Below are 26185 nucleotides of genomic sequence, written 5' to 3'. Positions count from 1 at the left end.
AAGCGTTTCAACCAGTTCATCACTGCTTGAGCACGAGTCACTACTATAACCGCATCGTTCATATTTGCAAATGCCGGCGTGTCGAACAAATTGTGAATGTCTGTTCTCTTTAAGATGTATTATGGTGTTTGCAAACGCATAAGACGTTAAAGTACTAAGCATGTATGATCAAGCCTCCAAACACCGTGTGGCTATGGTGTGTGCCTTTGATGGATGGAACGACGCGTGCCATTGCGCCACGGATGTTATCCATCAACTGGTTTCCCGCTACCCTTCCACGGAGGTGGCTCATATCAATCGTGACGGCTATTACGACTATCAGGTTTCCCGTCCGATCCAGTGCAATATCCAGGGATACCGACGTATTCTTTGGCCGCAAACCACGTTCTACGACATCGCCGTGAGCGACACGTTCCATATTCTCGCCGAAATGGGTCCGGAACCCAATTACGGGTGGATCGAATACTGTCAGGAAAGCCTGCGGATCGCCCGCGAATACGAAGTCAGCCACGTGTACACGTTGGGGTCGATGTTCGCGGATTGCCCACACACGCGCCCGCTGCCCATGGATATCATGGTCAACGGCGAGCCCGTCGACGAGGAATACGAGCACAACGGCCCTATCGGCATTCCCCAGGTACTTGACGCCTCGGCCGAAGAGGAAGGGTACGCCACCACCTCGTTATGGGTATCGGTCCCCAAATATTTGGGCAACAACGATTGCGCGCTGGGCACCGCGCAACTGTTGCAGGCGCTGTCCCGGTCCATGCCCGTGAATCTTATGACGGAGCATCTGGAAAACCGTGCCGAGCAGTGGCGTTCCCACGCGGACATCATTTTGCGCAACACCCCCGATCTGACCAAATATGTTGAACAGCTCGAACGCGAATACGACATGCGCGAGCAGGCGCGCCATATCACCAAACAGGGGTCGCCCGCCGTCGAACAGCTGGTGTCCGATGCGGAAGAGTTTCTGCGCGGACTCCCCCATGACTTCTCGGAAACGAAATAATAAGGCTGTACAACCATGAAAACGGCCCGGCTCGCCATCACAAGGCAAACCGGGCCGCGTTTATTGAGGGAACCGTTACGCGTGTTACGCGTTTTGTCCCACCACAATGCCTTCCATCGGGGAAAGCACGCCCGTGAGCAGCAGAATCGCCACAATAATCGCAATTACGATGCGATAGATGGCGAACGCCTTGTAGGAGAACGTGGACACGAACTTCAAGAATCCGATAATCACCACATAGCCGACGAAGAAAGCCACCACCGTCGCGGCGATAGTCGCGCCCCATCCGGGGAACATGGCTTCCGTGTTGGCATTGTGCACGGCCTTGACCGCTTCAAGAATGCCCGATCCGAACACCGCCGGAATGGCCATGAGGAAGCTGACACGCACCGCCGCTTCACGCGTATACCCCATCGCACGGCCGAACGTGATGGTGCCGCCGGAACGGGAAACGCCCGGAATCAGCGCAAGCATCTGGCCCATGCCGAACAGGACGGAATCCTTCGCCGTAAGATCGTCCAATGATTTGATCTGGCGCGACTTGTCGTCCACAATCCACAGCAGCACGCCGAACAGGAACAGCACCGTCACCGTCACCCACAAATTGCGCAACGTGGTTTCAATGGCGTCCTGGAACAATACGCCGGCAATAAGAATCGGAATCGTGCCGACGATAATGTACCAACCCATGCGCGCGTCCTTGTTGGACTCCCCCAGCCGGTGACGCCAATCCTTGCCCTCATGGCCGAACAGGCAACTGAACCAGCCGCGCAAAATATTGCAGATATCGCGACGGAAATACAAAATGACCGCCAACTCCGTACCCAACTGGATGATGGCCGTGAACGCTGCACCAGGATCGCTGCCCAGCATCAGATCGCCGACAATACGGATATGGGCGCTGGAAGAAACGGGAAGATATTCGGTCAACGCCTGCACAATACCCAGGAATATGGCCTGAAAAAAATTCATAATCCCTCTTGCGAATAATGGATGAGTAGAAATTCGTAATCAACCCTACATCCCGCCGCGCCTATTGTTCACTCGGCCATTTGCGCTACGGACACACACCGCTACAGTGGAACCGGGAATACCGGCATATCCACACGACAGGGGATTTCTTATGAACGTATACAGAAAACAGCGCCTTTACGCACCGCAAGGCTTTTTCGAATGCGAAGGTCGCGGATTGGAATGGCTCGGCCAAGCGCAATCCCAAGGAGGCCCACGCGTAGTGCACGTGTTCGACTGGGGCGACGACTACCTCGACATCGAACGCATCACTCCGTCCATGCCCACCCGGGAAGCCGCCCACGCATTCGGCGCGGCGCTCGCCCATATGCATGACGCGGGAGCGCAATACTACGGACAAGCCCCCGAAGGCTATACGGGAACCTGCTATTTCGGACCCCTCGACGACCCCGTCCCCATGGACACAGGAACATGGACCGATCCCGTGACCTATCTGGCCGAAGGCCGGCTGCGCCCCATGGTGCAACTGGGCATCGCGCGCGGAGAATTGCGCCAAAGCGACATGGACCTGACCAACGAAGTCATCGACGCATTGCCCGAACTGCTCGGCAAAGCCGCGAACGACAAGCCCGCCCGCGTACACGGCGACCTATGGAGCGGAAACGTCATGTGGACCAACGACCGCGGCCCATGCGAAGCCGTGCTCATTGACCCGGCGGCCCACGGCGGCCACCGCGAAGAAGACCTCGCCATGCTCCAACTTTTCGGCATCACCTACTGGCACGACATTCTCGAAGGATACATGTCCGCGCATCCGCTCAAAGCCGGATTCGAAAACCGCACCACCATCTGGCAGCTCTACCCCATCGCCGGACACTGCGTATTCTTCGGTGGCGGCTACGTACACCAATACCGCTCCATGTGCTGGTCCCTGATCAAATGATCCGGACCGCCTGCCTCCGCAAAACGAAGTAGAAACACTACCGGTGTCGTTTTCCTCCCCGCGCTATCATGAACGCATGATCCGACGCGCCAAGGAAAACGACATCCCCCAAATCATCGCACTGCTACGCCAAGTCCTGGAAGTGCACCACAACCTGCGGCCCGACCTGTTCCGTACGGGAAGCACCAAATACTCCCGGCAGGAATTGCGCGACATCATCGCCAACCCCGACAAGCCTATTTTCGTATACGTCGACGGGACTGCCACATCACAAGACCGCATACTCGGATACGCGTTCACCGCAATCCAACGGCACCACGGCGACAACATCATCACCGACATCACCACCCTCTATATCGACGACATCTGCGTGGACGCCGACGCGCGCGGACAGCATGTGGCGACGCGGCTCTACCGGCACTGCGTCGACTTTGCCCGCGCCAACCATTTCCACAACGTGACACTGAACGTATGGGAAGGCAACGACGCGGCGCTCGCCTTCTACCGCGCCATGGGCATGGGCGTGCAAAAAACGTGTATGGAACAGGTTTTGTGATACGGGCGCAGGCTGTCCGTTAAAGCCGGCATATTGTGCGGGCGGCAAGTAACAAGTAGCGAGTAGCAAGTATGTGGCCGTAGTTAGGCGGCCGCCTTGCCGAAATGTTGCGCGACTATGGCGTCGAGCTGCGCGGCGATGTGCGGGAATTCCCGGTTCAAGTCGAGCGTGCGCACGCTGATCATGTCGCCTTGCATGAGGTAACTGTTGTCCGGCTGGGCCTCTTCATCGGTCCGCGCATACAGCAGCATGCCGGACACGGTACGGTTGCCCGGCTCCATGGACGCCGCCTTGTTCTTGACATACGCGAACATCTGGTACAGGTTGGCCGAATGGATGGTATGCGCGTCATAATTTCCGGACATGGTGCGCGCATAATATTTCGCGTCGATAATCAGTACGGTGTCCCCGGCCGCATTCTCCAGCATGACGTCGCTGCGCATGGCCGGGAGCATTGTCGTCAAACCGTTGTCAACAGCCCACGGGATATGCGCCGCGCTCACAACAAGTTCGGGATGTTCTTTCCTGTAGTAGCCCAACAGGAATTTCTCATAAATGTAATGCATCTGCCGGTCGCCAAGAAACGATTGCAACCGGTATGTGCCGGCATGTTCGGTAGGCAACAATCCGGCGAACAGCAATTGGCAAATGCCGAGCAGCGCCCGATACGTATGGTTGTTGCGGTGCAAAGGGAGGGACGACCATCTGATATTCGACGGATCGATCGTGTTCACATGGTCGAAAAACGGCATTATTTGTTTGAGTGCACGTCTATAAGTGTCGCTCGTGTCGCTTTGGTACAGCAATATTGTTGCCGCCGTTTTGATGATTTGATTGAGCACGTTGTTTTCGCAAAGCTCGTCAAACTCGCAGGATACGCGCTGCCGTTGCGCCAGACGGTCACGCATGGTGCCTTGCACATCGATTTTGCCGCGCACTGTGGGCAAAGATTCGTGCCGGTTCGCATATCCGCGGTACAGGCCGCGCTTGATCTGGCGCCTGATTCCTTGCACGAGCATGGCGGCGAACAGGTCGTGGATGTTGTCAAACCGCTGTGCGGACACCTTTTCCATTCCCGCAGGCCGCAAGGACGGCAACGCGTAGGAAAGCATGTGGTAGATGTTGTTGATAAGGATGCTTTTGTCCCGCATCAGCGCAATACCTCGCTGAACACGTTCTCCCAGTGCCGTACCTTTTCCGGTTCGTCGAACCAGTATTCGTCGAGGGTGGGAATGATGTCGAATTCTGCAACGGACCGCATCCATTCGTCCGTGCAGGTTTCGGCACGCCGTCCGCACACATGGCTGTGGCCCATGCAAAATCCTTTGCCCAAGGAATCATCTTGGGATATTGCCGCATTGAGCTGCCGGATTGCGGCAATGAAGCGGTCGAAGGTTGTGTTATGGAGGCCGCGCTGATAGGTTGCGAACTTTTCGGTGTCGAAGGCCGGTTCCATATACACGAAACCGAACCGGCGGCGCAGCGCGTAATCGATTATTGCCAGACTGCGGTCCGCCGTGTTCATCATGCCGATAATGTAGAGGTTTTCGGGAACCTGGAATTGTTCGCCGCCGTAGGCCAACGGCATCGCGACTCCACGGTAGCCCTCTTCAATCAGCATGAGCAGTTCTCCAAAAATCTTGCTGACGTTGCCGCGATTGATCTCGTCGACAATAAAGAAGTAGTTTCTTTCGGGATCTGCGCTCGCCTGTTGGCAAAAGCGGTAAAAGATTCCGTGCTGCAGTTCGAAACCGCCATCGCCGGTCGGCTTGTATCCCATGACGAAATCCTCATACGAGTAATTTTGGTGGAATTGGACCATGGCGACGCGGCTATCGTCACATTCCCCCATCATGGAGTACGCGAGGCGTTTTGCGGCGAACGTTTTGCCCACGCCGGGAGCTCCCTGCAAAATGATGTTCTTTTTGCGTTCGAGCAAACGGACCACTTGCTCGTAGCGGTGTTCGGGCATGTAGACCTCTTGAAGAAAATCCTCCTTGGTATACATGTCGGGGCGTGTTTGCGAGACGGGCGCCATGGTCGATTTTTCGTCCCCATCCGTGGCCGCGGCCGCATACAGTTGTACACGGGAAAGGTCGATGGTGTCGAGGGCTTCGGAAAGTTCGTCCCTGAGCCTCCAAGTGAACGTTCCTTGCTCATCTTTGCGCGCGGGCCTGCCGATGTAGAGAATTGGCCACCACTTGCTGCGGCCGATGTGCGCTCCCATGACGGGACATCCCGTAACTTTGGCGATTTTCTTGGCAAGATGTACGGAACCGAAGTTGTAAAAATGGCGGGATTCGCCGTAGCACTTTTCCAATTGGAGGCATGTGGCCTGCCCTCCGTAATGTTTGATGCGGGCCACGATTTCCAGACTTTTCTTGTCGAACACTTCCCTGTCGTTAAGCAGTTCGATCCATGCCTGCACGGTCAGCCCGGGGTCATAGTCTTCCGGCTCCCATATTTCCATTTCGGGAAGTATTGCGGGTTGGCGTTCCATTGCGATCTCCTCACCATATCGATTTCCTTATGTCAACATGGGGAAAGAAGCCGTTTATTGCATGAGGTGCGTGAAGATCTTGAAGAGATGCATATGGAGACAGCGCCTAGGAATATGAAAGGGGGGGCCATTCCCTTACGGAACGGTCCCTCTTTCATGTGTTCATGCGGATCTTCACCCGGGCGCGGGAGAAAATCAGTTGAAGGCGTCCTTCAGTTTGCTAAAGAAGCCCTTCTTGGCCGGAGCCGTGGGCTTAGAGCTTTGCGATACGGAGGTCGCCTTGGCGTCATGCAATTCGGCGTACTCCTCAATAAGGTCGTGTTCGCGTTCGGAAAGCTTCGTGGGAATGTCTACGGACACGTGGGCGATCAGGTCGCCGCGCGATTGCCCGTCGCGCAGCTTGGTCACGCCGAGGCCCTTGAGCGTGACGGTCTGTTCGGGCTGGCATCCAGCCGGGATTTCCAGAGTCTGTTGTCCGTCGAACGTCTCGATGTCGATATTGTGGCCGAGTACCGCCCAGCTCATCGGAATGCGGATCCAGCAATGCAGGTTGTCCCCGTCGCGCGTGTAGTCGGAATCGGGCTTCACGTGAATGTCGACATACAGGTCGCCGGCCGGGCCGCCGCATTCGCCGACTTCGCCCTGATGGGCCAGGCGCAGGCGCGCATTGTTGTCAATGCCGGCTGGGACGGAGACGCCCACATCGCGATGTGTGCGGACACGTCCATGGCCGTGGCACACGGTGCACGGATGTTCGATAATCGTGCCGTGGCCTTCGCAGGTTTCGCATGGCGCCGAGGTCATCATCTGGCCCAACATGGTGCGCACCACTTTCTGAACCATGCCTTGCCCGTGGCAGGTGGGGCATTCGACGGGCTGCGAGCCGTCTTCGGAGCCGCTGCCGCCGCAATGCTGGCAAATGCCGAAGGTGTCCACGGACACGTTGGTGGTTCCGCCGAACACCGCCGTTTTCAGGTCGATGGCCGCTGCGGCCAGCGAGTCGCGTCCCGGTTGGGTGCGCGGGATCGGCCCTTGGGCGCCTGCGCCAAAACCGCCGAAGAACTGGCTGAAGATGTCGCCCATATCCCCCATGCCGCCGAAATTGGTTCCATAGGAGCCGCCGCGAGGATCGTTGGGATCCACGCCGGCATCGTACATGCGGCGCTTTTCAGGGTCGGAAAGAACTTCGTAGGCGCTATTGACTTCCTTGAACTTTTCCTCAAATTTAGGTCCGGCGATATCCGGATGATACTTGCGGCTCATATGGCGGTACGCCTTTTTAATATCATCCTCACTGGCAGATCGGTCTACGCCCAATACTTCGTAATAGTCAGTCACGATTACAGTTTCTTTCTCTTAACGCTGCTGAATGTATTGTGTCATGTGGTCGCGTCAGTGTTCGGACGCGGTATCGTCCGGCTGGCCGTCGCGTGGTCCGCGGCGTGCGGAATCCGGATCCAGAAAATCGGTAAGGTAACGTGCCACCGTTTGCACGGCGCTGATGGTGGTCACGTAATCCATGTGGGTGGGGCCGATGGAGCCTATGAACGCCACGGGTTCCGAATCGTATGCCGGCATGTCGCTATGGCCGTATCCCGTGGAGACCAGCGAAGCGTGCATCAGTCCCGGCGTATGCGTCTCGGATCCGATGGCGACGGAAACGTTGCGCGGGGACGGCGCGTTCAATGAAGTCATCAGCCGCATGAGCACCACCTGCTCCTCCAGCGCGTCGAACAGCGGCGCCAATTCCTGCGACAGGTTGTGTTGCGTGAACCTCGAGACGCCGGAAGTGAACACGTCGCCCGCATGCTCCTCGTCGGCTATCGCGCGCAACGCGTGGACCACGGATTGCAGGAAGAGCCGTTCGTCCGTGTCTCCCATCGATTCCAGCATGCGGGCGAGCTGGGCGGCCGCGGCCTGAAGAGTCAGCGATACGCATTGCGCGTTGATCATCACGGCGAACTCGTGCAGCCGGTCGGCAGCGGGAAGCTCCTCGACGGCGATAAGGCGTTGCGCCAATCTTCCCGTATCGGTAATGACGATCATAAGTATGGTATTGGCGGACATGGCGACGAACTCGACATGGCGCACCGTGGCCTTGTTAAGCGACGGCGAGGTGACCACCGCGATCTGGCCCGTAATGCTCGCGAGCAGCCGCGCCGCACGTTGCAGCGTGTCTTGCAAGGACGCCGAACCGTCCAGGAAGCTGCGGATGCCGTTCTTCTGGGCGGCGCTCAACGGCGCGATGGTGTTGAGCCGGTCCACGAAATACCGGTATCCCTTTTCTGTGGGGATGCGTCCGGCGGAAGTGTGCGGCTGGACAAGATATCCTTCCGCTTCCAGCGCCGCCATGTCGCCACGGATGGTCGCCGAGCTCACTCCCAAATCATGGTTGCGGATAAGCGAGGTTGAGCCGATCGGTTCTTGGGAACGGATATAGTCTTCAATAATGGCTCGCAGCACGAGCATGCGCCGCGACTGATTCATGCGATCCTCCTGCTGGGTGGCAAAATATGATCATTCATAGGTGTCTTATTCCGTTTTAGCACTCTCGCGGTAAGAGTGCTAATTTATGGCCGTGGCGAACGGAAAACATGAAAACGTGCGCAAAAAGGGATGAAATACCCCCGATTTTGTAAAACGTTTTCACTAAGTGGCACAGAACTTCACGTCGTATGTCATTCGTTTTCAAAACCGACTTGGCATCGTCGGTTATGGCCGGTACTATGGGAAACTGCAATGTGAAGGACGTTTGCGGGGCGGCAATTGCGCCGTGACGCGCGTCCGAAGTATTGGAAGGAAAGTTAAACCTATGACCGATATCACTTGGTCCGAATTGGACGAGCGCGCCATCAAGATGGCGAAGGCACTGTCTGCTGACGCCGTGCAGAAGGCCGGACACGGACACCCAGGCTCCCCGATCTCCCTGGCTCCGATCGCCTACACGCTGTACCAGCACTTCATCAAGCACGATCCGAACGACCCCAACTGGGCCGGCCGCGACCGCTTCATCCTTTCTGGCGGCCACGCTTCGCTGACGCAGTACGTGCAGCTGTTCTTCTCGGGCTATGGCCTGACGCTGGACGACCTCAAGAACTTCCGTGGCGGCGCTGACACGCGCACGACGGGCCACCCCGAAGTCGGCCTGACCCCGGGCATCGAAATGACCACGGGTCCGCTGGGCCAGGGTGTCGCTTCCGCCGTCGGTTTCGCTTACGGCCAGCGTTTCGAGCGCGGCCTGCTTGATCCCGATGCGGCTCAGGGCACTTCCCCGTTCGACCACAACGTGTGGGTCATCTGCGGCGAAGGCGACGTTGAGGAAGGCGTGTCCGGCGAGGCCAGCTCCCTGGCGGGCAACCAGAACCTCGGCAACCTGTTCGTGATCTTCGACGCCAACCACATCCAGATCGAAGGCGAGACCAAGATCGCTTTCGCTGAAGATGTCATCGAGCGTTACAAGGCTTACGGCTGGTACACCGACGAAATCAGCTTCATCCAGCCCGACGGCTCCTACAAGGAAGACGTCGAAGGCTTGACCGCCGTGCTCGAAAAGGCACAGCAGGTCACCGACAAGCCTCACTTCATCAAGGTGGACACGCTGATCGCATGGCCGACCCCGGGTAAGACGAACGATCCGTCCTCCCACGGTTCGGCTCTGGGCGAGGAAGCCGTCGCCGGACTCAAGAAGGCTCTCGGCCTCGACGCCGCACAGTCCTTCGCCATCGACGCCGAAGCGCTGGCTCACGCCCGCAAGGTCGCCGAGCGCGGTCTGGAAGCCCACAAGGAATGGGACGAGAAGCTGCAGGCTTGGGCCCAGGCCAACCCGGACAAGGCCGCTCTGTACGAGCGCATCAAGGCCGGCAAGCTGCCTGAGGGCTTTGACGCCGCCATCGACGAGCTCGAAGCCGGTTTCGAAGTTGGTGCCAAGGTCGCCACGCGTAAGGCTTCCGGCGCAGCCATCAACGCCATTGCTCCGGTAATGCCGGAACTGTGGGGCGGCTCCGCCGATCTGGGTGGTTCCAACAACACGAACATCAAGGGCGCCAAGTCCTTCGCTCCGGCCGAGTACGCCACCCCGCAGTGGCCTGACGTCTCCCCGTACGGCCGCCAGCTGCACTTCGGCGTGCGCGAGTTCGCCGCCGGCTGCATCACCAACGGCATCCTGCTGGGCTCCGACACGCGTCCGTTCTCGGGCACGTTCTTCCAGTTCGCCGACTACATGCGCGCAGCCGTCCGTCTGGCCGCCCTCATGGAGATCCCGAACCTGTACGTCTGGACCCACGATTCCGTGGCTCTGGGCGAAGACGGCCCGACCCACCAGCCGATCGAGCACCTGGCCGCCTTCCGCGGCATCCCGCAGCTCGAAGTGGTGCGTCCGGCCGACCAGTGGGAAACCGCTGAGGCCTACCGTTACTTCTTCGAAAAGAACAACACGCTGCCGACCGCCATGGTGCTGACGCGCCAGGGCGTCCCGACGCTCGCCGAGACCGCCGAGAAGGCCAAGGACGGCGTGCGCAAGGGCGCTTACGTGCTGCTCGACACCGATGGCGAACCGGATGTCATCATCATGGCTTCGGGTTCCGAAGTCCAGTGGGCTCTCGCCGCAGGCAAGCAGCTCGCTGAAGAAGGCATCAAGGCCCGCGTCATCTCCATGGTTTCCATGGAATGGTTCGAGGAGCAGGACGAAGAGTACAAGGAAGGCATCCTTCCGGCCTCCGTCAAGGCCCGCGTGTCCGTCGAAGCCGGTCTGGCCATGCCTTGGTACAAGTACCTGGGCACCTACGGCAAGCCGGTCTCCATCGAGCAGTTCGGCCTGCAGGGCGACGGCGCCCAGAACATGATCGACCTGGGCATCACCACCGAGCATGTTGTCGAAGCCGCCAAGGCTTCCATCGAGGCCGCTCGCTGAGCATAACCTGATCGCTTTCGATCAGAATTACTCAACATTGGACTTATTGGTGATCAAAAACTGAACAGTTTACAACAAAAAGACACCAATAAGTCCATTGTGGCCTGTAAAAATAAACGTGAATTGATCCATTAGGAATCAAGGAGAACATAATGACTGAATCAACGCAGCGTGCTTCTGAGAACGGCGTTTCCATCTGGCTGGACGATCTGTCCCGTACCCGTATCGAGTCCGGCAGCCTCCAGGAGCTCATCAGCAACGACAACGTTGTTGGCGTGACCACCAACCCTTCCATCTTCCAGAAAGCCCTGCACCAGGTCGGCCCGTACGACGCACAGCTCAAGGAACTGGGCAAGGTGGACGTGGAGACCGCTATCCGCGAGCTCACCACCACCGACGTGCGCAACGCTTGCGATATCTTCAAGAACATCGCCGAAGAGTCCGATTTCGTCAACGGCCGCGTGTCCATCGAAGTGGATCCGCGCATGGCCCACGAGACCGAAGCCACCGAAAAGCAGGCTGTGGAACTGTGGGAAAAGGTCAACCGTCCTAACGCCATGATCAAGATCCCGGCGACGCTCGAAGGCCTGCCGGCCATCACCGCCACGCTCGCCAAGGGCATCTCCGTCAACGTGACGCTGATCTTCTCGCTCGAGCGTTACGCCCAGGTCATCGACGCCTACATCGACGGCATGGCCCAGGCTGCCGCCAACGGCCACGACCTGAGCAAGATGGCTTCCGTGGCTTCCTTCTTCGTGTCCCGCGTGGACACCGCAGTGGACAAGCTGCTGGAAACCAACGGCTCCGAGAAGGCCAAGGCCATGATGGGCCAGGCCGCTGTTGCCAACGCTCGCCTCGCTTACGAACTCTTCCTGAAGAAGTTCGCCGAGGATCCGCGCTGGGCCGAGCTCGAGGCCAAGGGTGCCAAGGTTCAGCGTCCGCTGTGGGCTTCCACCGGTACGAAGAACCCGGCCTACTCCGACACCAAGTACGTCGACGAACTCGTCGCCGCCAACGTGGTGAACACCATGCCGGAGAAGACGCTGCTCGCCTTCGCCGATCACGGCAACGGCGCTCCGTCCATCATGGGCACCTTCGATGAGGCTCACGACGTCATGAAGAACCTCGCCGACATGGGCATCGACTTCAAGGAAGTCACCGATACCCTCGAGGCCAACGGTGTGCAGCAGTTCATCGATTCTTGGGATACCGTCATCTCCGACGTCCAGGCTGCAATCGATCGCGTGAACGCCTGAGATTCTGCGCAATCCGTATCAATCGATCTTGATGCGGACCGGTAGATAAGAATGACCCCGCCGTTTGGCGGGGGTCGTTTTGTATTGTGCCTTCAACACTCAGTTCTGCCGGTAGGTGCTGAAGAAACGCGTCATCTTTCCGATCGCGTCTTTCAACACTTCCACGCGCGGCAGGTACACCACACGGAAGTGGTCGGGCTGCTGCCAGTTGAACCCGCTCCCCTGCACGATCAGGATTTTCTCATTGTTGAGCAGATCCACGGCGAACTGGACGTCGTCGGTAATGTTGAACTTCTTCGTGTCGATTTTCGGGAAAATGTAGAACGCGGCTTTCGGTTTGACGGCCGTGATTCCGGGAATCGAATTGAGCGCTTCGTAAATGTATTCGCGCTGTTCATAAATGCGTCCGCCAGGAACAATGTAATCGTTGACGCTCTGGTGTCCGCCGAGCGCGGTTTGTACGATCGATTGTGCGGGAACGTTGGAACAGATGCGCATGTTGGTGAGCATGTTCAATCCCTCGATGTAGTCGCTCGCCAAACGCTTGTTGCCGCTCAGGATCATCCATCCGATACGGTATCCCGCGATCATGTGGGATTTCGACAATCCCGAGAACGTGACACAGAACAGGTCGGGCGCGAGCGAGGCGATGGACACATGCTCGTAGCCGTCCATGACGAGGCGGTCGTAAATTTCGTCGGAGAAAATGATGAGCTGGTGTTCGCGGGCGACTTGCACGATCTGCTCGAGCACTTCCCTCGGATACACCGCGCCCGTCGGATTGTTCGGATTGATCAGCACAATCGCCTTGGTGCGGTCGGTGATCTTGCGGCGGATGTCGTCGATGTCCGGATACCATTCGGACTGCTCGTCGCACACATAATGCACGGCGGTGCCGCCGGCCAAAGTAACGCATGCCGTCCACAACGGATAGTCGGGAGAAGGCACCAGCACTTCGTCGCCATTGTCAAGCAGTGCGGACATGCTCAAATTGATGAGCTCGCTGACGCCGTTGCCCGTATAGATGCCATCGATCGAAACGTTGGGAATGTGTTTGAGCTGCGCATACTGCATGATCGCCTTGCGCGCGGAGTACAAACCTTTGGAATCCGAATAGCCTTCCGTGTGCGGCAACGCGTGCGCCATGTCGTATACGACTTCATCGGGAGTACGGAACCCGAACGGTGCGGGATTGCCCAAGTTCAATTTGAGCACGTGGGTGCCTTCATCTTCCATGCGCTCCGCTTGCTGTACCACAGGACCACGCACGTCGTACAGCACGTTGTCGAGCTTGTGCGATTTGGTGAAATTGCGCCGTCCTGTTCGCGGGGCACTGTTTTGAACTTCATCTAGTTCAATATCTAAAGAGTTCAATTGAACTTTATGTAGTTCAGTCGTATTGAACTTACGTGTGAGTTCAATATCATAGGGTTCAATTCGAGTCGTATTATTCGTGTTTGAACTTTCTGCGATGAGTTCAACTTCTTCGTTCTCCCTCATTTGCATCGAATTTCTTTTCGAAAGATTCACGGATTGCATGGCTGATTCTTCCCGCGGATCCAGTACCGGTTCAATCTCCGGCTTCGGATCCAGTTCCATGGCCACGTCTTCTCCGCGCAGCCATGCTTCGCTTACGCCCAACGTTTGCGCGAGGAATTGAAGAATGTCACGCCTCGGGGTCGTCTTGCCACTTACATATTGGCTGACATGGCTTTTCCCCACTTTGATGCCTTGCTGTTGCGCCGCATGGACAATGTCTACCTGCCGCATTCCCCGCAGGGCCATCGCTTCATTGAGACGTTCACTGAATTGCACAGTCATATGAAAACCCTTTCCGTGGTGGTTTGATCGTCAACGCTACACCCCATATTTGAACTTTGCAACCGGTGTTCCTATCTTGACATGTCGTTCACAAATAAAACAATTTTTAATTGAACTTAAATAAAATATAAACAGTTTTAAAAATTATTTTATTATTAATAATAAAATAATTAAAGAAGAAATATTATTTAATATTGTTCAATATTATACTTTTTCGGTACGTCACAATATTTATATTGAACTTGTGATCATATATGAATTCTGGAAAATCGAACTGTATTCAAAGAGGATCCTGTAATCGGAGATCCGCCATTTCCTCCCGTTTCGCTCCTATTTTGAACTTCTGTAGGAACGATTCTCCTGCGCATACAAAAACACCGTTGCGCAGGAACGAGCGTGCGCAAACGGTGGGGCTCCGTTGAAAAGATGATGGAGCGGAATAAGATTCGCGGATGATGCGGACTATTGGCGCGAGTCGAGGTACTGTTCAATCCACTGCGCCACCCCGTCGTCATTGTTGGAGGGACATACCTGGTCGGCGGCCTGCAATACGGAAGGATGGGCGTTCGCCACCGCGATTCCCGTACCGCTCATGTTGAGCATGCCGATGTCGATGAGATCGTCGCCGAAACTGACAAGGTCCTTGGGACTTCTCCCCCAGCGTTCGCAAATCAGTTCCAGCGCATGCTCTTTGTTGGCGAGCGGATTCATGACCATCCACATGATGCCTTCGGAAATGTTGACGGCGAGATCTTCCGGGATAAGCGTATGCAATTTGTGTACCTGATCTTGCGTGGGGAAAATGATGATCTTGTCGACGGTGCCTTCCGGAATGTCGGTGAAATCCGTATATTGCCAAGTTTGGGTGGTCCAAATTTGGGAGAGGTCGAAATTCGTGTAGCGTACGTCGTCCATGACAATGCCGATATGGATGGATGGGATCTGTGCGATGATGGTTCGGCAAATCTCGCTGGCGCGCGAGGACGGGAATCCGATGCTCGTCACGTTCTCCCGTTCAGGAGAATCGTTTTGGGACAACGATTGCGGGGTGGAATGTTCGGGATCGTAGTCGATAAGCGAACCGTTCAGATAGATGACGGCGTCGGGATGAAGCGTATGCGCGATGTCGATTCCCGTGCTGACCGGCCTGGCCGTGGCGATGATGAACGGAATGTCACGTTCATGCAAAAGTTCAATGGCGTGAATGGACCGCTCAGTCAAAAACCGGTCTTCAAAAGTTTCACCATCGTGCAGCAGCGTGCCGTCAAGGTCGGCGACAATGCAGGGGGTCTCGGAAATGGAAGTGGTCATTCGCGCGTAATTCCTTTCATCCGTACGAATCGATACGGTCATGAACTCAATAATAAAGAATCCCGCGTCCATAAGGATCGCGGGATTGCGGATGGATCGTGAACAAACTCAGGCGAGATTGAACTTGGTGAACAGTCCGAGGGCGATGATGATGGCCACCCATACGAGAGCGAGACCAACCGTCCAACGGTTCAAGTTCTTCTCGGCGACGCCTGACGAACCTGCGTTCTGCGTCAGTCCCCCACCGAACATGTCGGACAAGCCGCCGCCTTTGCCTTTGTGCATAAGAATCAGCAAAGTGAGCAGCAGGCTCAACACAACCAGTAGAATCTGCAGGATCAGTTTCACTACTGCAATAGCGCTCACAAAAACCTCCAAGTTTATTTCGTTCCGTCTTTACAATAGCCTAAACCGTTGAACAATGGTGGCTTTTAATGTGAAGATGTAGTAGTAAGTACTTGCTTACAAATTGTGGTCAATTCGTCGACGTGCAAAGCCGCTCCCCCGATCAGGAATCCGTCCACGTCTTCTTGGCCGATAAGTTCCACCGCGTTTTTGGACGTGACCGAACCGCCGTAAAGGATGCGGACGGTCTGTGCCACCTGGTCGTTGAACGTGGCTTTCAAATCTTCGCGAATCGCATGCGCCGCGTCTTGGGCGGATTGCGGTGTGGCGACCATGCCAGTACCGATCGCCCATACGGGTTCATAGGCGACAATCAGCCGTGACGCTTCTTCGTCGGAAAGGTCGCGCGTCACGTCGCGCACCTGTCCCACGGCGAAATCAAGTTCAATGCCCTGGCGGCGTTCTTCGAAACTTTCCCCCACGCACAGGATCGGTTGCATGCCGTCGGCAAGGGCGGCGCGCACCTGGTCGACAATGTCGGCGTCGTCTTCCGGATGGTATTTGCGTCGTTCGGAATGTCCCACGATCACGTAGGAGCAACCCAACGCCGCGAGCATGTCGGCGGAAACGTCGCCTGTGAACGCGCCTTGGGAAGTTACCGAAATCGCTTGCGCCCCGTAATGGATTTTCAACTTGTCCGATTGTACGAGCACTTGCACGCTACGCAAGGAAGTGAAGGACGGGAACAGCGCCACTTCGCAGCGGCGGAAGTTGAAATGCGCGTTTTTCAGGTTCCATGCGAATTTTTGTACAAACGCGGTCGCTTCAATATGGTCGAAGTTCATTTTCCAATTGCCTGCGACCATGGGTATTCGTGCGTTCATACGCTACTCGCCTTTCCCGCAATATGCCATATAAGGAGCGCGCCTCCTGATGCGTGGAGCAACGGGGGGCGCGCTTCATGATTGTTTGACTGGTGCCAGTTACTCGAGCACAGCAAGACCGGGCAGTTCCTTGCCCTCGAGGAATTCGAGGGAAGCGCCGCCGCCGGTGGAGATGTGGGAGAAACCGTCCTCCGGGAAACCGAGGTTGCGCACTGCGGATGCGGAGTCACCGCCACCAACGATGGTGAAGGCGCCCTTCTCCGTGGCGTCGACCAGGGCCTGGGCCACGGCGCGCGTGCCTTCCGCGAACTGCGGGATTTCGAACACGCCCATCGGGCCGTTCCATACGACGGTCTTGGAGTCCACGATCTTGTCGTGGAAGAGCTTGCAGGACTCCGGGCCGATGTCGAGGCCCATCATGTCGGACGGAATCTGGTCTGCCGGAACGACCTTCGGGTCGATCGGGGTGTCGCCGGCCGGGAAGCCCTTGTTGACCACGATGTCCACGGGGAGCACGAGCTCGACGCCGTTCTTCTTCGCGGTTTCAATGTAGCCCTTGACCTTGTCGATCTGGTCCTCTTCGAGCAGCGAGGTGCCGACTTCGTAGCCTTCGGCCTTGAGGAAGGTGAACACCATGCCGCCGCCGATGACGAGACGGTCGGCCTTGTCGAGCAGGTTCTCGATCACGCCGAGCTTGTCGGAAACCTTGGAGCCGCCGAGCACCACGGTGAGCGGACGCTCCGGGTTTTCGGTCGCCTTGGACAGGGCCTTGACTTCCTTTTCGACGAGCAGGCCGGCCGCGGTCGGCAGGTCCTTGGCCACGTCGTAGTCGGAGCCCTGGGCGCGGTGGACCACGCCGAAGCCGTCGGAAACGAACACGTCGCCGAGGGCGGCGATCTTCTTGGCGTAAGCCGCACGCTCCTCTTCGTTCTTGCTGGTCTCTTCAGGGTTGAAGCGGACGTTCTGCAGCAGGACCACGTCGCCGTCCTTCATTGCGGCGACCTTGGCCTGGGCGTCTTCGCCGTAGGTGTCTTCAGCGAGCACCACGTCGGCGCCGAGCAGCTCGCCCAGACGCTTGGCAACCGGGGCGAGGGACAGTTCCGGAACGACCTTGCCCTTCGGGCGGCCCAGATGCGCCATGACGATGACCTTGGCGCCCGCGTCGCGCAGCGCTTCGATCGTCGGCAGGGCGGCCTTGATGCGGCCGTCGTCCGTGATCGTGGTGCCGTCGAGCGGCACGTTGAAATCGGCGCGCACCAGTACGCGCTTACCCTTCAGATCTCCCAGATCCTTGAGTGTCTTCATGTATGTTCCTTTCCATAACCGCATAATGCGCATGGCTTGGTTGCCATTCAGCATAATACAGCCAAAACAAGTGCCATGCCACGTTCATCCGTTGACGAAGCCGCATGGCCGGCCGGATCAGGCCCCCGCCTGCTGGCGGGCTTTTTCGGTTTTGTCCGAAAGTTGCAGCAGCCTGCGGATACGTCCCGCGACGGCGTCCTTGGTAATTGGCGGGTCGGCGAGCCTGCCGAGCTGTTCGAGGCTCGCGTCCGGATGGTCGAGGCGCAGCTGTCCGGCGGCGCGCAGGTTTTCCGGAATCTCGTCGCCCAGGACCTCGAAAGCGTGGCGCACTTTCTTGCCCGCTTCGGCCGCGGCCTTGGCGCTGCGGCGCATGTTGGCGTCGTCGAAGTTCGCCAGGCGGTTCGCCTTGCCGCGCGCTTCCCCGTCGGAACGCTTGCCCGTCCATTCGCGGGCGCTTTGCGGCGCTCCCATGAGCAACAGCATGCGTTCGATGGCGTCCGGGTCCTTCAGGGTGACGCGCTCGGAGCTGCGCACCTGGCGGGGCTTGGCGCTGATGCCGAGGCGGCGTGCGGCCGTGGTCAGGGAGACTGCGGCGTCCTGCGTGGGGCACACGATTTCCAGGTAGCTCGCCTTGCCTGGTTCGGACAGGTCGCCGTGGGCGAGGAACGCGCCTCGCCATGCGGCTTTCACTTGGGAAATGTTGCCGCTGGTGACTTCGTTGGGCAGGCCCATGACCACATGCTTGCGGCGGTCGAGCAATCCTGTTTGCAATGCGAGGGCCGCTCCGCCGCGTTCCACGTGCACCACATAGCGTGTGATGGAACCGCCCATCGGTGTCGGACGGTCCACTTCGGTGATCGCGGCGTCATGGCCATATAACGTATGGATGGTGTTCTGTAGCCATAATGCGGCCTCGTACGAATCGAATTGGGCCTGAACCATGATTTGGCGCTGGATAAGACGCAAACCACCGCCGAAGCGAATCATCGCCGTTGCCTGAGCTTGCTTGGCTGCCAACAGCTCGCCGTCGATCTGAGATAGCTCCCTTTTGACATCATCTAGAAGTGCCAAAGAACCTCCCACACTCCGTTTTGCTCTTTCATCTAATCTGCTCTCTATGCGGCGTGTTGTAAACAATACCAACTATCCGTCATAGCGAACATCTTGGACATCTACCCACCGGTACGCATCGGGGATGATGATTGTTATCGTAGAAATTCAACGCGCAAAAATCAATCTTTGCGCCTATCGAGTTCACGTGCTGAAACGGTCACGGACAAGCCCCTCGCCCGCAGCCTGGCGGCCAGAGCCTCGCTCATGGCCACGGAACGGTGCTGTCCGCCCGTGCAACCTATGGCGATCGTCACATAATGCTTGTCCTCTTTCGCATAGCCGTGGATGGCTTGGGCGATCGCCTCCTCGTACGCGTCGAGGAACTCCTTCGCCCCGTCGCTCGACAGCACGTAGTCGGCCACGGCGCTGTCACGGCCCGTCATCTCCCGCAGTTCGGGAACCCAGAACGGGTTGGGCAGGAAACGCACGTCCGCGACAAAATCGGCATCGATCGGAATGCCGTATTTGAAACCGAAACTGAACACGTGCACCGACACGGTGGTCGACCCCGTACCCATCATCGCCGCATACAGTTTCGTGGACAGCTGGTGGATGCTCAAATGGGACGTGTCGATAACGATGTCGGCGCGCTCCTTGACATTGTCCAACAGTTCACGTTCCTCGCGGATGCCGTCGATCAGACGGTTGCCATGCTGCAACGGATGCGGGCGCCGCACCGATTCGAAACGCGTGATCAGGATCTGGTCGGACGCGTCCAGGAACAGGATGCGCGTCTTGATGCCCAAATCGTCCAAATGGCTGAGCACCGCCGACAAGTCCGCGAAATAGGAGCGCGACCGCACGTCGATCACGGCGGCCAGCTTGTGCACCGACGACTGGGAAGCCGTCATCATGTCCACCAACGGCACCAGCAGCTTCGGCGGCATGTTGTCCACCACATACCAGCCCATGTCCTCGAGGCTGTGGGCCGCATGCGAACGGCCCGCGCCGCTCATGCCCGTGATGAGCAGTACTTCAAATCCTTGTGCCGGGGAAGCTGGCGCCGCATGGGTGCGCGACTGGTGACTGTCACTTTCCGAAGCTGGTACTTGAGCCATATAGGTAATGCCCCTTATCTGTAGATTGCGTGACGCATCGCTTGTTCCAGTGTACCCATATTGTTAGGCAACCTATACACTCCCGATTCCAACGGGTCCGTCACGCCCGTCATCAGCAGCACCTGCGCCAACGCCTGGTAGAGCAGCATGTCGCGCCCGTCGACGAACAGGCCGCCGCGCGACCGGTACACGGATCTCAGCGAGGAGAAGCCAGCCCCGTAGATCACGTCGAGCAGCATGCCGCGCACCTGCACGCCCGACGCGGCGAGCATGTCGGCCACGGGTTGCGCGAACCCGGCGGGAATCGTGTTGACCACCACATCCGAATCCGCCAACGCCTCCAACGCGGCTTCGCTGTCAAGCGCCACCATGCGCAGCGTGCCCGCATGCTCGCGCATGATCCGTTCCATCGCGTCGTTGGCGCGCACATGACGGGCGGCCACCGTCACGGATGCGACGCCCATGGACGCGCAAGCCGCCACGGCGCTCGCCGCCGTGTTCCCGTTGCCCAAAATCAACGCGGTACGGGGCGTCCGACACGTACTCGGCGCGGTTTCATGCGCGTGCGCGAACGCTTGGGCGATGCCGAATACGTCCGTATTGTACAAGCCGATGGACGGTTTGTGGCCGCCGTCCCAGCGCAGCACCGCGGTGTTGGCCACGCCCAAGGTTTGCGACCACCGGTCGCGCAGCGTGCCATACGGGACAATCGTGCGTTTGAGCGGCATGGTCAGGCTCAATCCCGCCCATTGGGGCGTGAGGGACTCGAGCCAAGGCTTCAGTTCCTGCTCGTTGACCCGGACTTTGCGGTATTCCCACCCGTCCAAGCCGAGTTGCCGGTATGCCGCCTCATGCAGCGCGGGAGACAATGAATGGTCGATGGGATCCCCCAATACCGCGCAATAGTGTGTCATGCGGTCCGCTCCTTCCCGTGGTCCGTATCTTGGTTGGTGTCTTGGTGGGCGCCGCGCCCCGGCCCGTCATGGTGGAACGCGTCGTAGACGGCTTGCGCCTTGACGTCTCCCAGCCCCGGCACGGCCTTCAACTGGTCGACGCCGGCTTCGCGGATGGCGCGCACCGAACCGAAATGCGCCAACAGTTTCTTCTGGTAGGCGGGACCGATTCCGGGAATCGAATCCAACGCGGAACGCAGCATGCCTTTACGCCGCGTCTTGCGATGGTAGTCGATCGCGAACCGGTGCGACTCGTCACGTACGCGCTGCAACAGGTACAGGCCTTCGGAACTGCGTTTCAAAATGACCGGATAGTCGTCGTCCGGCACCCACACTTCCTCCAAACGCTTGGCCAGACCGCATACCGCCACATCATGCACGCCGCAATCCGCCAACGCCTGCGCCGCGGCCATCACTTGCGGCTTGCCGCCGTCGACCACCACCAAGTTGGGCGTGTAGGCGAACCGGTGCCCCTGTCGCAGCGAGGAGTCGCGGGAATCGTCATCCTTCCCCGCCTGTTCTCCGGAACCGTGGCCGAACCTTCTGGTCAGCACCTCGTACAGCGCGCTCAAATCGTCCACCGCGCCCGAGCCGTCCTTGCCGCGCACCGCGAACCGGCGGTACTCGGACTTCTTCGCCACCGCGTCCTCGAACACCACCATGGAACCCACCTGATAGGAGCCGTCCACCGTGTTGGAAATGTCATAACATTCGATACGCAACGGCGCCTGGCTCAACCCCAACGCATCCGCCACCTCGTTCATCGCCTCAGTGCGCGCGCCCAAATCGCTCATACGGCTCATCTTCATGCGCTGCAACGCCTGGGCCGCATTCTCGCCGGCACGCTCCAACAAGTCGCGCTTCTCCCCGCGCGACGGGACACGCACCGTCACGCGCGAACCTCGCAACTGGGAAAGCCACGACTGCAAACCCTCGGCCTGCGAAGGCTCCACCCCCACCAGCACCTCACGCGGCACCGGAGAAATCGGCGCCAGCAAATCCGCCCGGCCCGTCAACTCACGCCGCTCATGGCGCCGCCTCGTCGCCCGAGCACGGTCGGCGCTATCCGCCGCCGTCATGCGCTGCGTCGAACCCATCGCGTCCCGCCGCTCGCGGATCACCGCCGAAGACGCCTCCGCGGCCACCGGCTCGTCCACCAGACGCCCATACGCCTGCACCAGCAAATCATGCATAAGCTCGGCATCGTCCACAGCCTCGCCACGCTCCACCGACCAGTTGCGCTCGCCACGAATCATGCCGTCGCGCACAAAAAACGCGTGCACGCACGCCTCCAACTCGTCGGAAGCGATCGCGAACACGTCGGCGTCCACGCCCTGCTCCAACACCACGGCGTTGCGTTCGCCCACCTCGCGCAGCACCGCGATATCGTCACGCAACCGAGCCGCCTTCTCGAACTCCAAGTCGGCGCTCGCCTCTTTCATTTGACGTGTGAGGTCGGCGATGTAGGAGGGGCCGAGCCGTCCGGTGAGGACTCCCACCATATGTTCGCACAGCCTGCGGTGTTCCTGTTCGCTGGCCCATCCCACGCACGGCGCGCAACATTTGCCGATATATCCGAGCAGACAGGGCCGTCCCGTCAGCTGCGCCTTTTTGAAAACGCCGGGCGTGCATGTGCGTACGGGAAACGTTTTGAGCAGCCGGTCGAGGCTTTGCTTCAGGTTCCACACTTTCGCGTACGGGCCGTAGTAGCGCGTGTCTTTGCGGTTGCGGTTGCGCGTGATCCAGATGCGCGGCACGGCTTCACCCACCGACATGGCCAGATACGGGTAGGTTTTGTCGTCGCGGAACACCACGTTGAATCGCGGGTCGAACTCCTTGATCCACGTGTATTCGAGCGTGAGCGCTTCCAGTTCGGTGCCGACCACCGTCCATTCCAGGCTGCGCGCGGTCAGCACCATGGTCTGGGTGCGCGGATGCAACTGGTGCAACGGCTGGAAATAGTTGGTCAGGCGGTTGCGCAGGTTTTTCGCTTTGCCCACGTAGATGACGCGGCCTTCCCCGTCCCTCCACTTGTAGACGCCGGGGCTGGCGGGAATGTCCGAAGTTTTGGGGCGGAACAGGTCGCGTGAATCCCCCAGCAGCGGCGCGCCGTTGGCGTTGACGCCTTGCGCCGCGCCTTCGGGCGCGCCGCCCTGTTCGCGTTCGAGCGCGCGGGCGGTTTTGCGCCATGTTTCGTCGCTGTGCCGTTCGAAGGTGCCCATTTAGCGTCCGCCTTCCGCGCCGGCTTCCTTGTTGCCGCCGAGCATCGTCTTGAGGAACGTTCCCGTCCAGGACTCCTCGCATTCGGCCACGTGTTCCGGCGTGCCCTGGGCCACGACGGTGCCGCCGCCGTCGCCGCCTTCGGGACCCAGGTCGATGATCCAGTCGGCGGATTTGACCACGTCGAGGTTGTGCTCGATCACGATCACGGTGTTGCCTTTGTCCACGAGGCCTTGCAGTACGGTCAGCAGCTTGTTGACGTCCTCGAAATGCAGGCCCGTGGTGGGCTCGTCGAGAATGTACACGGTTTGGCCCGTGGAACGGCGCTGCAGTTCCGTGGCGAGCTTGACGCGCTGGGATTCGCCGCCCGAGAGCGTGGTCGCGGGCTGGCCGAGCGTGATGTAGCCCAATCCGACTTCCACGAGCGTGTCCAGGTAGCGGGAAATGGACGGGTAGGCGCGGAAGAACTCGGCGGCTTTGCTGATGGGCATGTCCAGCACGTCGGCCACGTTCTTGCCGTTGTAGGTGACTTCGAGGGTTTCCCGGTTGTAGCGTTTGCCATGGCATTCCTCGCACGCCACGTACACGTCGGGCAGGAAGTTCATTTCGATTTTGAGCGTACCGTCGCCGTGGCACGCTTCGCACCGGCCTCCCTTCACGTTGAAGGAGAAGCGTCCCGGACCGTATCCGCGCACTTGCGCCTCGGGCGTTTTGGCGAACAGCTGGCGGACCTTGTCCCACACTCCCGTGTACGTGGCCGGGTTGGAACGCGGGGTGCGTCCGATGGGGTTCTGGTCCACGTGAATGACTTTGTCGACATGTTCGAGGCCCTCGACGCGCGTGTGCTTGCCTGGCACGATGCGCGCGCCGTTGAGCCTGTCGGCGAGCACCGGGTAGAGGATCTGGTTGACGAGCGTGGATTTGCCCGAACCGGATACGCCCGTCACGCATGTGAACACGCCGAGCGGGAACGAGACGTCCACGTTCTTGAGGTTGTGTTCGCGGGCGCCCACGACCGTCAGCTCCTTGCCCTCGTCTATGGGGCGGCGTGTTTGCGGCACTTTGATCTTGCGTCGGCCGGCGATATAGTCGCCCGTGATGGACCGTGGCGCTCGCGTCACGTATTTGGCTGGCCCCGAGTACACGACTTCGCCGCCGCCCGCGCCGGCTCCCGGACCGATGTCGATCACCCAGTCGGCGTTGCGGATCGTGTCTTCGTCGTGTTCCACCACGACCAGCGTGTTGCCGAGGTCGCGCAAATGGTGGAGCGTGTCGATCAGGCGCGCGTTGTCGCGCTGGTGCAGCCCGATGGACGGTTCGTCGAGCACGTACATGACGCCCACGAGGCCCGAGCCGATTTGGGTGGCCAGGCGGATGCGCTGGGCTTCGCCGCCCGACAGGGTTTTCGCGGCGCGCGACAGGGTCAGGTAGTTGAGGCCCACGTCGTTGAGGAATCCGAGCCTGGCCCGGATTTCCTTGACGACTTCCGCGGCGATGGCGGCCGCCGAGCCTTCCAGCTCCAGGTTGTTGATCCATGCGAGGCTGTCGCGGGCCGGCATGTCGCACACGTCGGCGATGGACTTGTCGTCCACGGTGACGGCCAGCACTTCGGGGCGCAGCCTTTTGCCGTGGCATACGGAGCAGGGCACTTCGCGCATATAGGACTCGTAGTATTCCTTGCGCTGGTCCGATTCGGTTTCCTCGTGGCGGCGTTGCAGCGTGCGGATCACGCCTTCGAACCCGGTGTGGTATTCGACCTGCCGTCCCCAACGGTTGCGGTAGGAGACGGTCACTTCGAAATCGTGCCCGTACATGATGGCGTGGCGCACGTCTTCGGGAAGGTCCTTCCAAGGGGTGTCGAGGCTGAAATGGAGCTGGTCGGCCAGACCTTCGAGTGCGCGCGTGTAGTATTCGGTCGCCGTCTTGTTCGTGTGCCATGGTTCGATGGCGCCTTCGCGCAACGTCTTGTCCGGGTCGGGCACCACGAGTTCCGGGTCGATTTCCATCGTGTAGCCGATGCCCGTGCATGCGGGGCACGCGCCGTACGGGGCGTTGAACGAGAAGGTGCGCGGTTCGATTTCGTCAAGTTCCAGCGGATGGCCGTTGGGACATGCGCGGTGTTCGGAGAACGGCATGCGCCGGTCGGGCTCGTGTTCGTCGTGGTCCACGAAATCGACCACCATGACGCCTTGGGCGAGACGCAACGCCGTTTCCACCGAATCGGTCAGACGCTGGCGCACGCCGTCTTTCATGACAAGACGGTCGACGACCACTTCAATCGTGTGCTTCTTCTGCTTGACGAGTTTGATCGGGTCGGAAAGGCGCGTCATGACGCCGTCGATGATGGCGCGCGCGTACCCGTCGCCGCGCAGCAGGTCGACGAGGTCGGCGAACTCGCCTTTGCGTCCGCGCACCACGGGCGCGAGAATCTGGAAGCGCGTGCCCTCCGGTTGGGCGAGCAGCGTGTCGACCATGTGCTGGGGCGTTTGGGCGCTGACCAGCGCGCCGCATACCGGACAGTGCGGAATGCCCGTGCGCGCGAACAGCAGGCGCAGGTAATCGTAGATTTCCGTGATCGTGCCCACGGTGGAACGCGGATTGCGGTTCGTGGTTTTCTGGTCGATGGACACGGCGGGGCTCAAGCCTTCGATAAAGTCGACGTCGGGCTTGTCCATGCGGCCCAGGAACTGGCGCGCGTACGCGGACAACGATTCCACGTAACGGCGTTGGCCTTCCGCAAACAGCGTGTCGAACGCCATGGACGATTTGCCCGAACCGGACAGGCCCGTGCACACGACCATGCGGTTGCGCGGGAACACCACGTCCACGTTTTTCAGATTGTGTTCCCTGGCTCCCTGGACGGTGATTTTCAAATCGTTGGGAAGACGGTCGAGATTCGTGACCAGGCCGCCGTCCCTCTCCTCGAGCGGCGCCTTGTCGATTTCCTTGCGTAAAAACGCGTCGCTGGTCATCACCCGTTCGATGACCACGTTCCCGTTGCGTGACGAACCACGTTGTGCCAATTGC

21 protein-coding genes are annotated in these 26185 nt (G+C 59.1%); 6 read left to right on the top strand and 15 right to left on the bottom strand.

The genetic code is table 11. The annotated features are described in order from the left end of the window. Nucleotides 1-193: 193 nt before the first annotated feature. Complete coding sequence (locus BMAGN_RS06000) at nt 194-1012, top strand: PAC2 family protein (protein ID WP_081640848.1); 819 nt, start codon at nt 194-196, stop codon at nt 1010-1012. Between the two features lie 84 nt (nt 1013-1096). Here the strand turns inward: BMAGN_RS06000 and BMAGN_RS05995 are convergent, their stop codons facing one another. Further along, the gene (locus BMAGN_RS05995) at nt 1097-1984 is read right to left on the bottom strand and encodes an undecaprenyl-diphosphate phosphatase (protein WP_022859436.1); all 888 of its coding nucleotides are present in this window, start codon (nt 1982-1984) and stop codon (nt 1097-1099) included. A 151-nt stretch (nt 1985-2135) separates the two neighbouring features. On the opposite strand from BMAGN_RS05995, the gene BMAGN_RS05990 reads away from it, so the two are divergent. Beyond that, on the top strand, nt 2136-2927 hold the full coding sequence (locus BMAGN_RS05990) for a fructosamine kinase family protein (protein ID WP_022859435.1): 792 nt from the start codon (nt 2136-2138) through the stop codon (nt 2925-2927). A gap of 76 nt (nt 2928-3003) precedes the next feature. Continuing rightward, nucleotides 3004-3483, top strand: coding sequence for a GNAT family N-acetyltransferase (locus tag BMAGN_RS05985; protein WP_026501931.1), 480 nt, complete (start codon nt 3004-3006; stop codon nt 3481-3483). 83 nt (nt 3484-3566) lie between these two features. Here BMAGN_RS05985 and mcrC read toward each other — a convergent pair whose 3' ends face one another. The 4 genes from mcrC to hrcA form a co-directional block, all read right to left on the bottom strand. Further along, nucleotides 3567-4634 carry a 5-methylcytosine-specific restriction endonuclease system specificity protein McrC gene (mcrC, locus tag BMAGN_RS05980; protein WP_238548769.1) on the bottom strand — a complete coding sequence of 356 codons (1068 nt, stop codon included), beginning with the start codon at nt 4632-4634 and terminating at the stop codon, nt 3567-3569. Beyond that, on the bottom strand, nt 4634-5983 hold the full coding sequence (locus BMAGN_RS05975; RefSeq protein ID WP_022859432.1) for an AAA family ATPase: 1350 nt from the start codon (nt 5981-5983) through the stop codon (nt 4634-4636). Before BMAGN_RS05975 ends, mcrC begins: the two co-directional genes overlap by 1 nt. A gap of 195 nt (nt 5984-6178) precedes the next feature. Beyond that, nucleotides 6179-7321 (bottom strand): molecular chaperone DnaJ, encoded by a 1143-nt coding sequence (gene dnaJ / locus BMAGN_RS05970; protein WP_026501929.1) that lies wholly within the window; start codon nt 7319-7321, stop codon nt 6179-6181. 54 nt (nt 7322-7375) lie between these two features. Beyond that, entirely contained in the window at nt 7376-8470 is a 1095-nt protein-coding gene (hrcA, locus tag BMAGN_RS05965; protein WP_022859430.1) for a heat-inducible transcriptional repressor HrcA, read from the bottom strand. 325 nt (nt 8471-8795) lie between these two features. On the opposite strand from hrcA, the gene tkt reads away from it, so the two are divergent. Continuing rightward, entirely contained in the window at nt 8796-10892 is a 2097-nt protein-coding gene (gene tkt / locus BMAGN_RS05960) for a transketolase (RefSeq protein ID WP_022859429.1), read from the top strand. Nucleotides 10893-11044: 152 nt separating this feature from the next. After that, nucleotides 11045-12148, top strand: a complete 1104-nt coding sequence (tal, locus tag BMAGN_RS05955; protein ID WP_022859428.1) for a transaldolase — start codon at nt 11045-11047, stop codon at nt 12146-12148. A gap of 99 nt (nt 12149-12247) precedes the next feature. Here tal and BMAGN_RS05950 read toward each other — a convergent pair whose 3' ends face one another. Beyond that, a complete protein-coding gene (locus tag BMAGN_RS05950; RefSeq protein WP_420796437.1) occupies nt 12248-13870 on the bottom strand; it encodes an aminotransferase class I/II-fold pyridoxal phosphate-dependent enzyme in 1623 nt (540 codons plus the stop codon). Between BMAGN_RS05950 and BMAGN_RS08545 the strand changes: the two genes are divergently transcribed. Next, entirely contained in the window at nt 13805-13996 is a 192-nt protein-coding gene (locus BMAGN_RS08545) for a hypothetical protein (protein WP_238548772.1), read from the top strand. The two genes, BMAGN_RS05950 and BMAGN_RS08545, sit on opposite strands and share 66 nt — an antisense overlap. A gap of 435 nt (nt 13997-14431) precedes the next feature. Here the strand turns inward: BMAGN_RS08545 and BMAGN_RS05945 are convergent, their stop codons facing one another. The 9 genes from BMAGN_RS05945 to uvrA all read right to left on the bottom strand — a co-directional run bounded on the left by BMAGN_RS05945 (nt 14432) and on the right by uvrA (nt 26130). After that, the gene (locus BMAGN_RS05945) at nt 14432-15280 is read right to left on the bottom strand and encodes an HAD family hydrolase (RefSeq protein WP_022859427.1); all 849 of its coding nucleotides are present in this window, start codon (nt 15278-15280) and stop codon (nt 14432-14434) included. A 108-nt stretch (nt 15281-15388) separates the two neighbouring features. Further along, nucleotides 15389-15637, bottom strand: a complete 249-nt coding sequence (secG, locus tag BMAGN_RS05940) for a preprotein translocase subunit SecG (protein ID WP_026501928.1) — start codon at nt 15635-15637, stop codon at nt 15389-15391. Between the two features lie 74 nt (nt 15638-15711). Continuing rightward, entirely contained in the window at nt 15712-16509 is a 798-nt protein-coding gene (tpiA, locus tag BMAGN_RS05935; RefSeq protein WP_026501927.1) for a triose-phosphate isomerase, read from the bottom strand. 99 nt (nt 16510-16608) lie between these two features. Further along, complete coding sequence (locus BMAGN_RS05930; protein WP_022859424.1) at nt 16609-17814, bottom strand: phosphoglycerate kinase; 1206 nt, start codon at nt 17812-17814, stop codon at nt 16609-16611. 117 nt (nt 17815-17931) lie between these two features. Then, nucleotides 17932-18885 (bottom strand): DNA-binding protein WhiA, encoded by a 954-nt coding sequence (gene whiA, locus BMAGN_RS05925; RefSeq protein WP_022859423.1) that lies wholly within the window; start codon nt 18883-18885, stop codon nt 17932-17934. A gap of 161 nt (nt 18886-19046) precedes the next feature. Then, nucleotides 19047-19985, bottom strand: coding sequence for an RNase adapter RapZ (rapZ, locus tag BMAGN_RS05920; protein WP_022859422.1), 939 nt, complete (start codon nt 19983-19985; stop codon nt 19047-19049). Nucleotides 19986-19999: 14 nt separating this feature from the next. Continuing rightward, a complete protein-coding gene (locus BMAGN_RS05915) occupies nt 20000-20899 on the bottom strand; it encodes a shikimate dehydrogenase family protein (protein WP_022859421.1) in 900 nt (299 codons plus the stop codon). Then, entirely contained in the window at nt 20896-23160 is a 2265-nt protein-coding gene (uvrC, locus tag BMAGN_RS05910; protein ID WP_022859420.1) for an excinuclease ABC subunit UvrC, read from the bottom strand. Before uvrC ends, BMAGN_RS05915 begins: the two co-directional genes overlap by 4 nt. After that, on the bottom strand, nt 23161-26130 hold the full coding sequence (gene uvrA, locus BMAGN_RS05905) for an excinuclease ABC subunit UvrA (RefSeq protein ID WP_051126610.1): 2970 nt from the start codon (nt 26128-26130) through the stop codon (nt 23161-23163). Nucleotides 26131-26185 lie beyond the last annotated feature (55 nt).

It is taken from the genome of Bifidobacterium magnum (genome assembly GCF_000741255.1).
In the GTDB taxonomy this organism is placed as follows: domain Bacteria; phylum Actinomycetota; class Actinomycetes; order Actinomycetales; family Bifidobacteriaceae; genus Bifidobacterium; species Bifidobacterium magnum.
This window is presented reverse-complemented; position numbering and strand designations above follow the sequence as displayed.

What these genes read in the sequence shown, in the direction of transcription:
- BMAGN_RS06000 (WP_081640848.1), top strand. Translation starts at nt 194, where the DNA reads ATGGTGTGTGCCTTTGATGGATGGAACGACGCGTGCCATTGCGCCACG.
- BMAGN_RS05995 (WP_022859436.1), bottom strand. Translation starts at nt 1,984, where the DNA reads ATGAATTTTTTTCAGGCCATATTCCTGGGTATTGTGCAGGCGTTGACC.
- BMAGN_RS05990 (WP_022859435.1), top strand. Translation starts at nt 2,136, where the DNA reads ATGAACGTATACAGAAAACAGCGCCTTTACGCACCGCAAGGCTTTTTC.
- BMAGN_RS05985 (WP_026501931.1), top strand. Translation starts at nt 3,004, where the DNA reads ATGATCCGACGCGCCAAGGAAAACGACATCCCCCAAATCATCGCACTG.
- mcrC (WP_238548769.1), bottom strand. Translation starts at nt 4,634, where the DNA reads ATGCGGGACAAAAGCATCCTTATCAACAACATCTACCACATGCTTTCC.
- BMAGN_RS05975 (WP_022859432.1), bottom strand. Translation starts at nt 5,983, where the DNA reads ATGGAACGCCAACCCGCAATACTTCCCGAAATGGAAATATGGGAGCCG.
- hrcA (WP_022859430.1), bottom strand. Translation starts at nt 8,470, where the DNA reads ATGAATCAGTCGCGGCGCATGCTCGTGCTGCGAGCCATTATTGAAGAC.
- tkt (WP_022859429.1), top strand. Translation starts at nt 8,796, where the DNA reads ATGACCGATATCACTTGGTCCGAATTGGACGAGCGCGCCATCAAGATG.
- tal (WP_022859428.1), top strand. Translation starts at nt 11,045, where the DNA reads ATGACTGAATCAACGCAGCGTGCTTCTGAGAACGGCGTTTCCATCTGG.
- BMAGN_RS05945 (WP_022859427.1), bottom strand. Translation starts at nt 15,280, where the DNA reads ATGACCACTTCCATTTCCGAGACCCCCTGCATTGTCGCCGACCTTGAC.
- tpiA (WP_026501927.1), bottom strand. Translation starts at nt 16,509, where the DNA reads ATGAACGCACGAATACCCATGGTCGCAGGCAATTGGAAAATGAACTTC.
- BMAGN_RS05930 (WP_022859424.1), bottom strand. Translation starts at nt 17,814, where the DNA reads ATGAAGACACTCAAGGATCTGGGAGATCTGAAGGGTAAGCGCGTACTG.
- rapZ (WP_022859422.1), bottom strand. Translation starts at nt 19,985, where the DNA reads ATGGCTCAAGTACCAGCTTCGGAAAGTGACAGTCACCAGTCGCGCACC.
- BMAGN_RS05915 (WP_022859421.1), bottom strand. Translation starts at nt 20,899, where the DNA reads ATGACACACTATTGCGCGGTATTGGGGGATCCCATCGACCATTCATTG.
- uvrC (WP_022859420.1), bottom strand. Translation starts at nt 23,160, where the DNA reads ATGGGCACCTTCGAACGGCACAGCGACGAAACATGGCGCAAAACCGCC.
- uvrA (WP_051126610.1), bottom strand. Translation starts at nt 26,130, where the DNA reads ATGACCAGCGACGCGTTTTTACGCAAGGAAATCGACAAGGCGCCGCTC.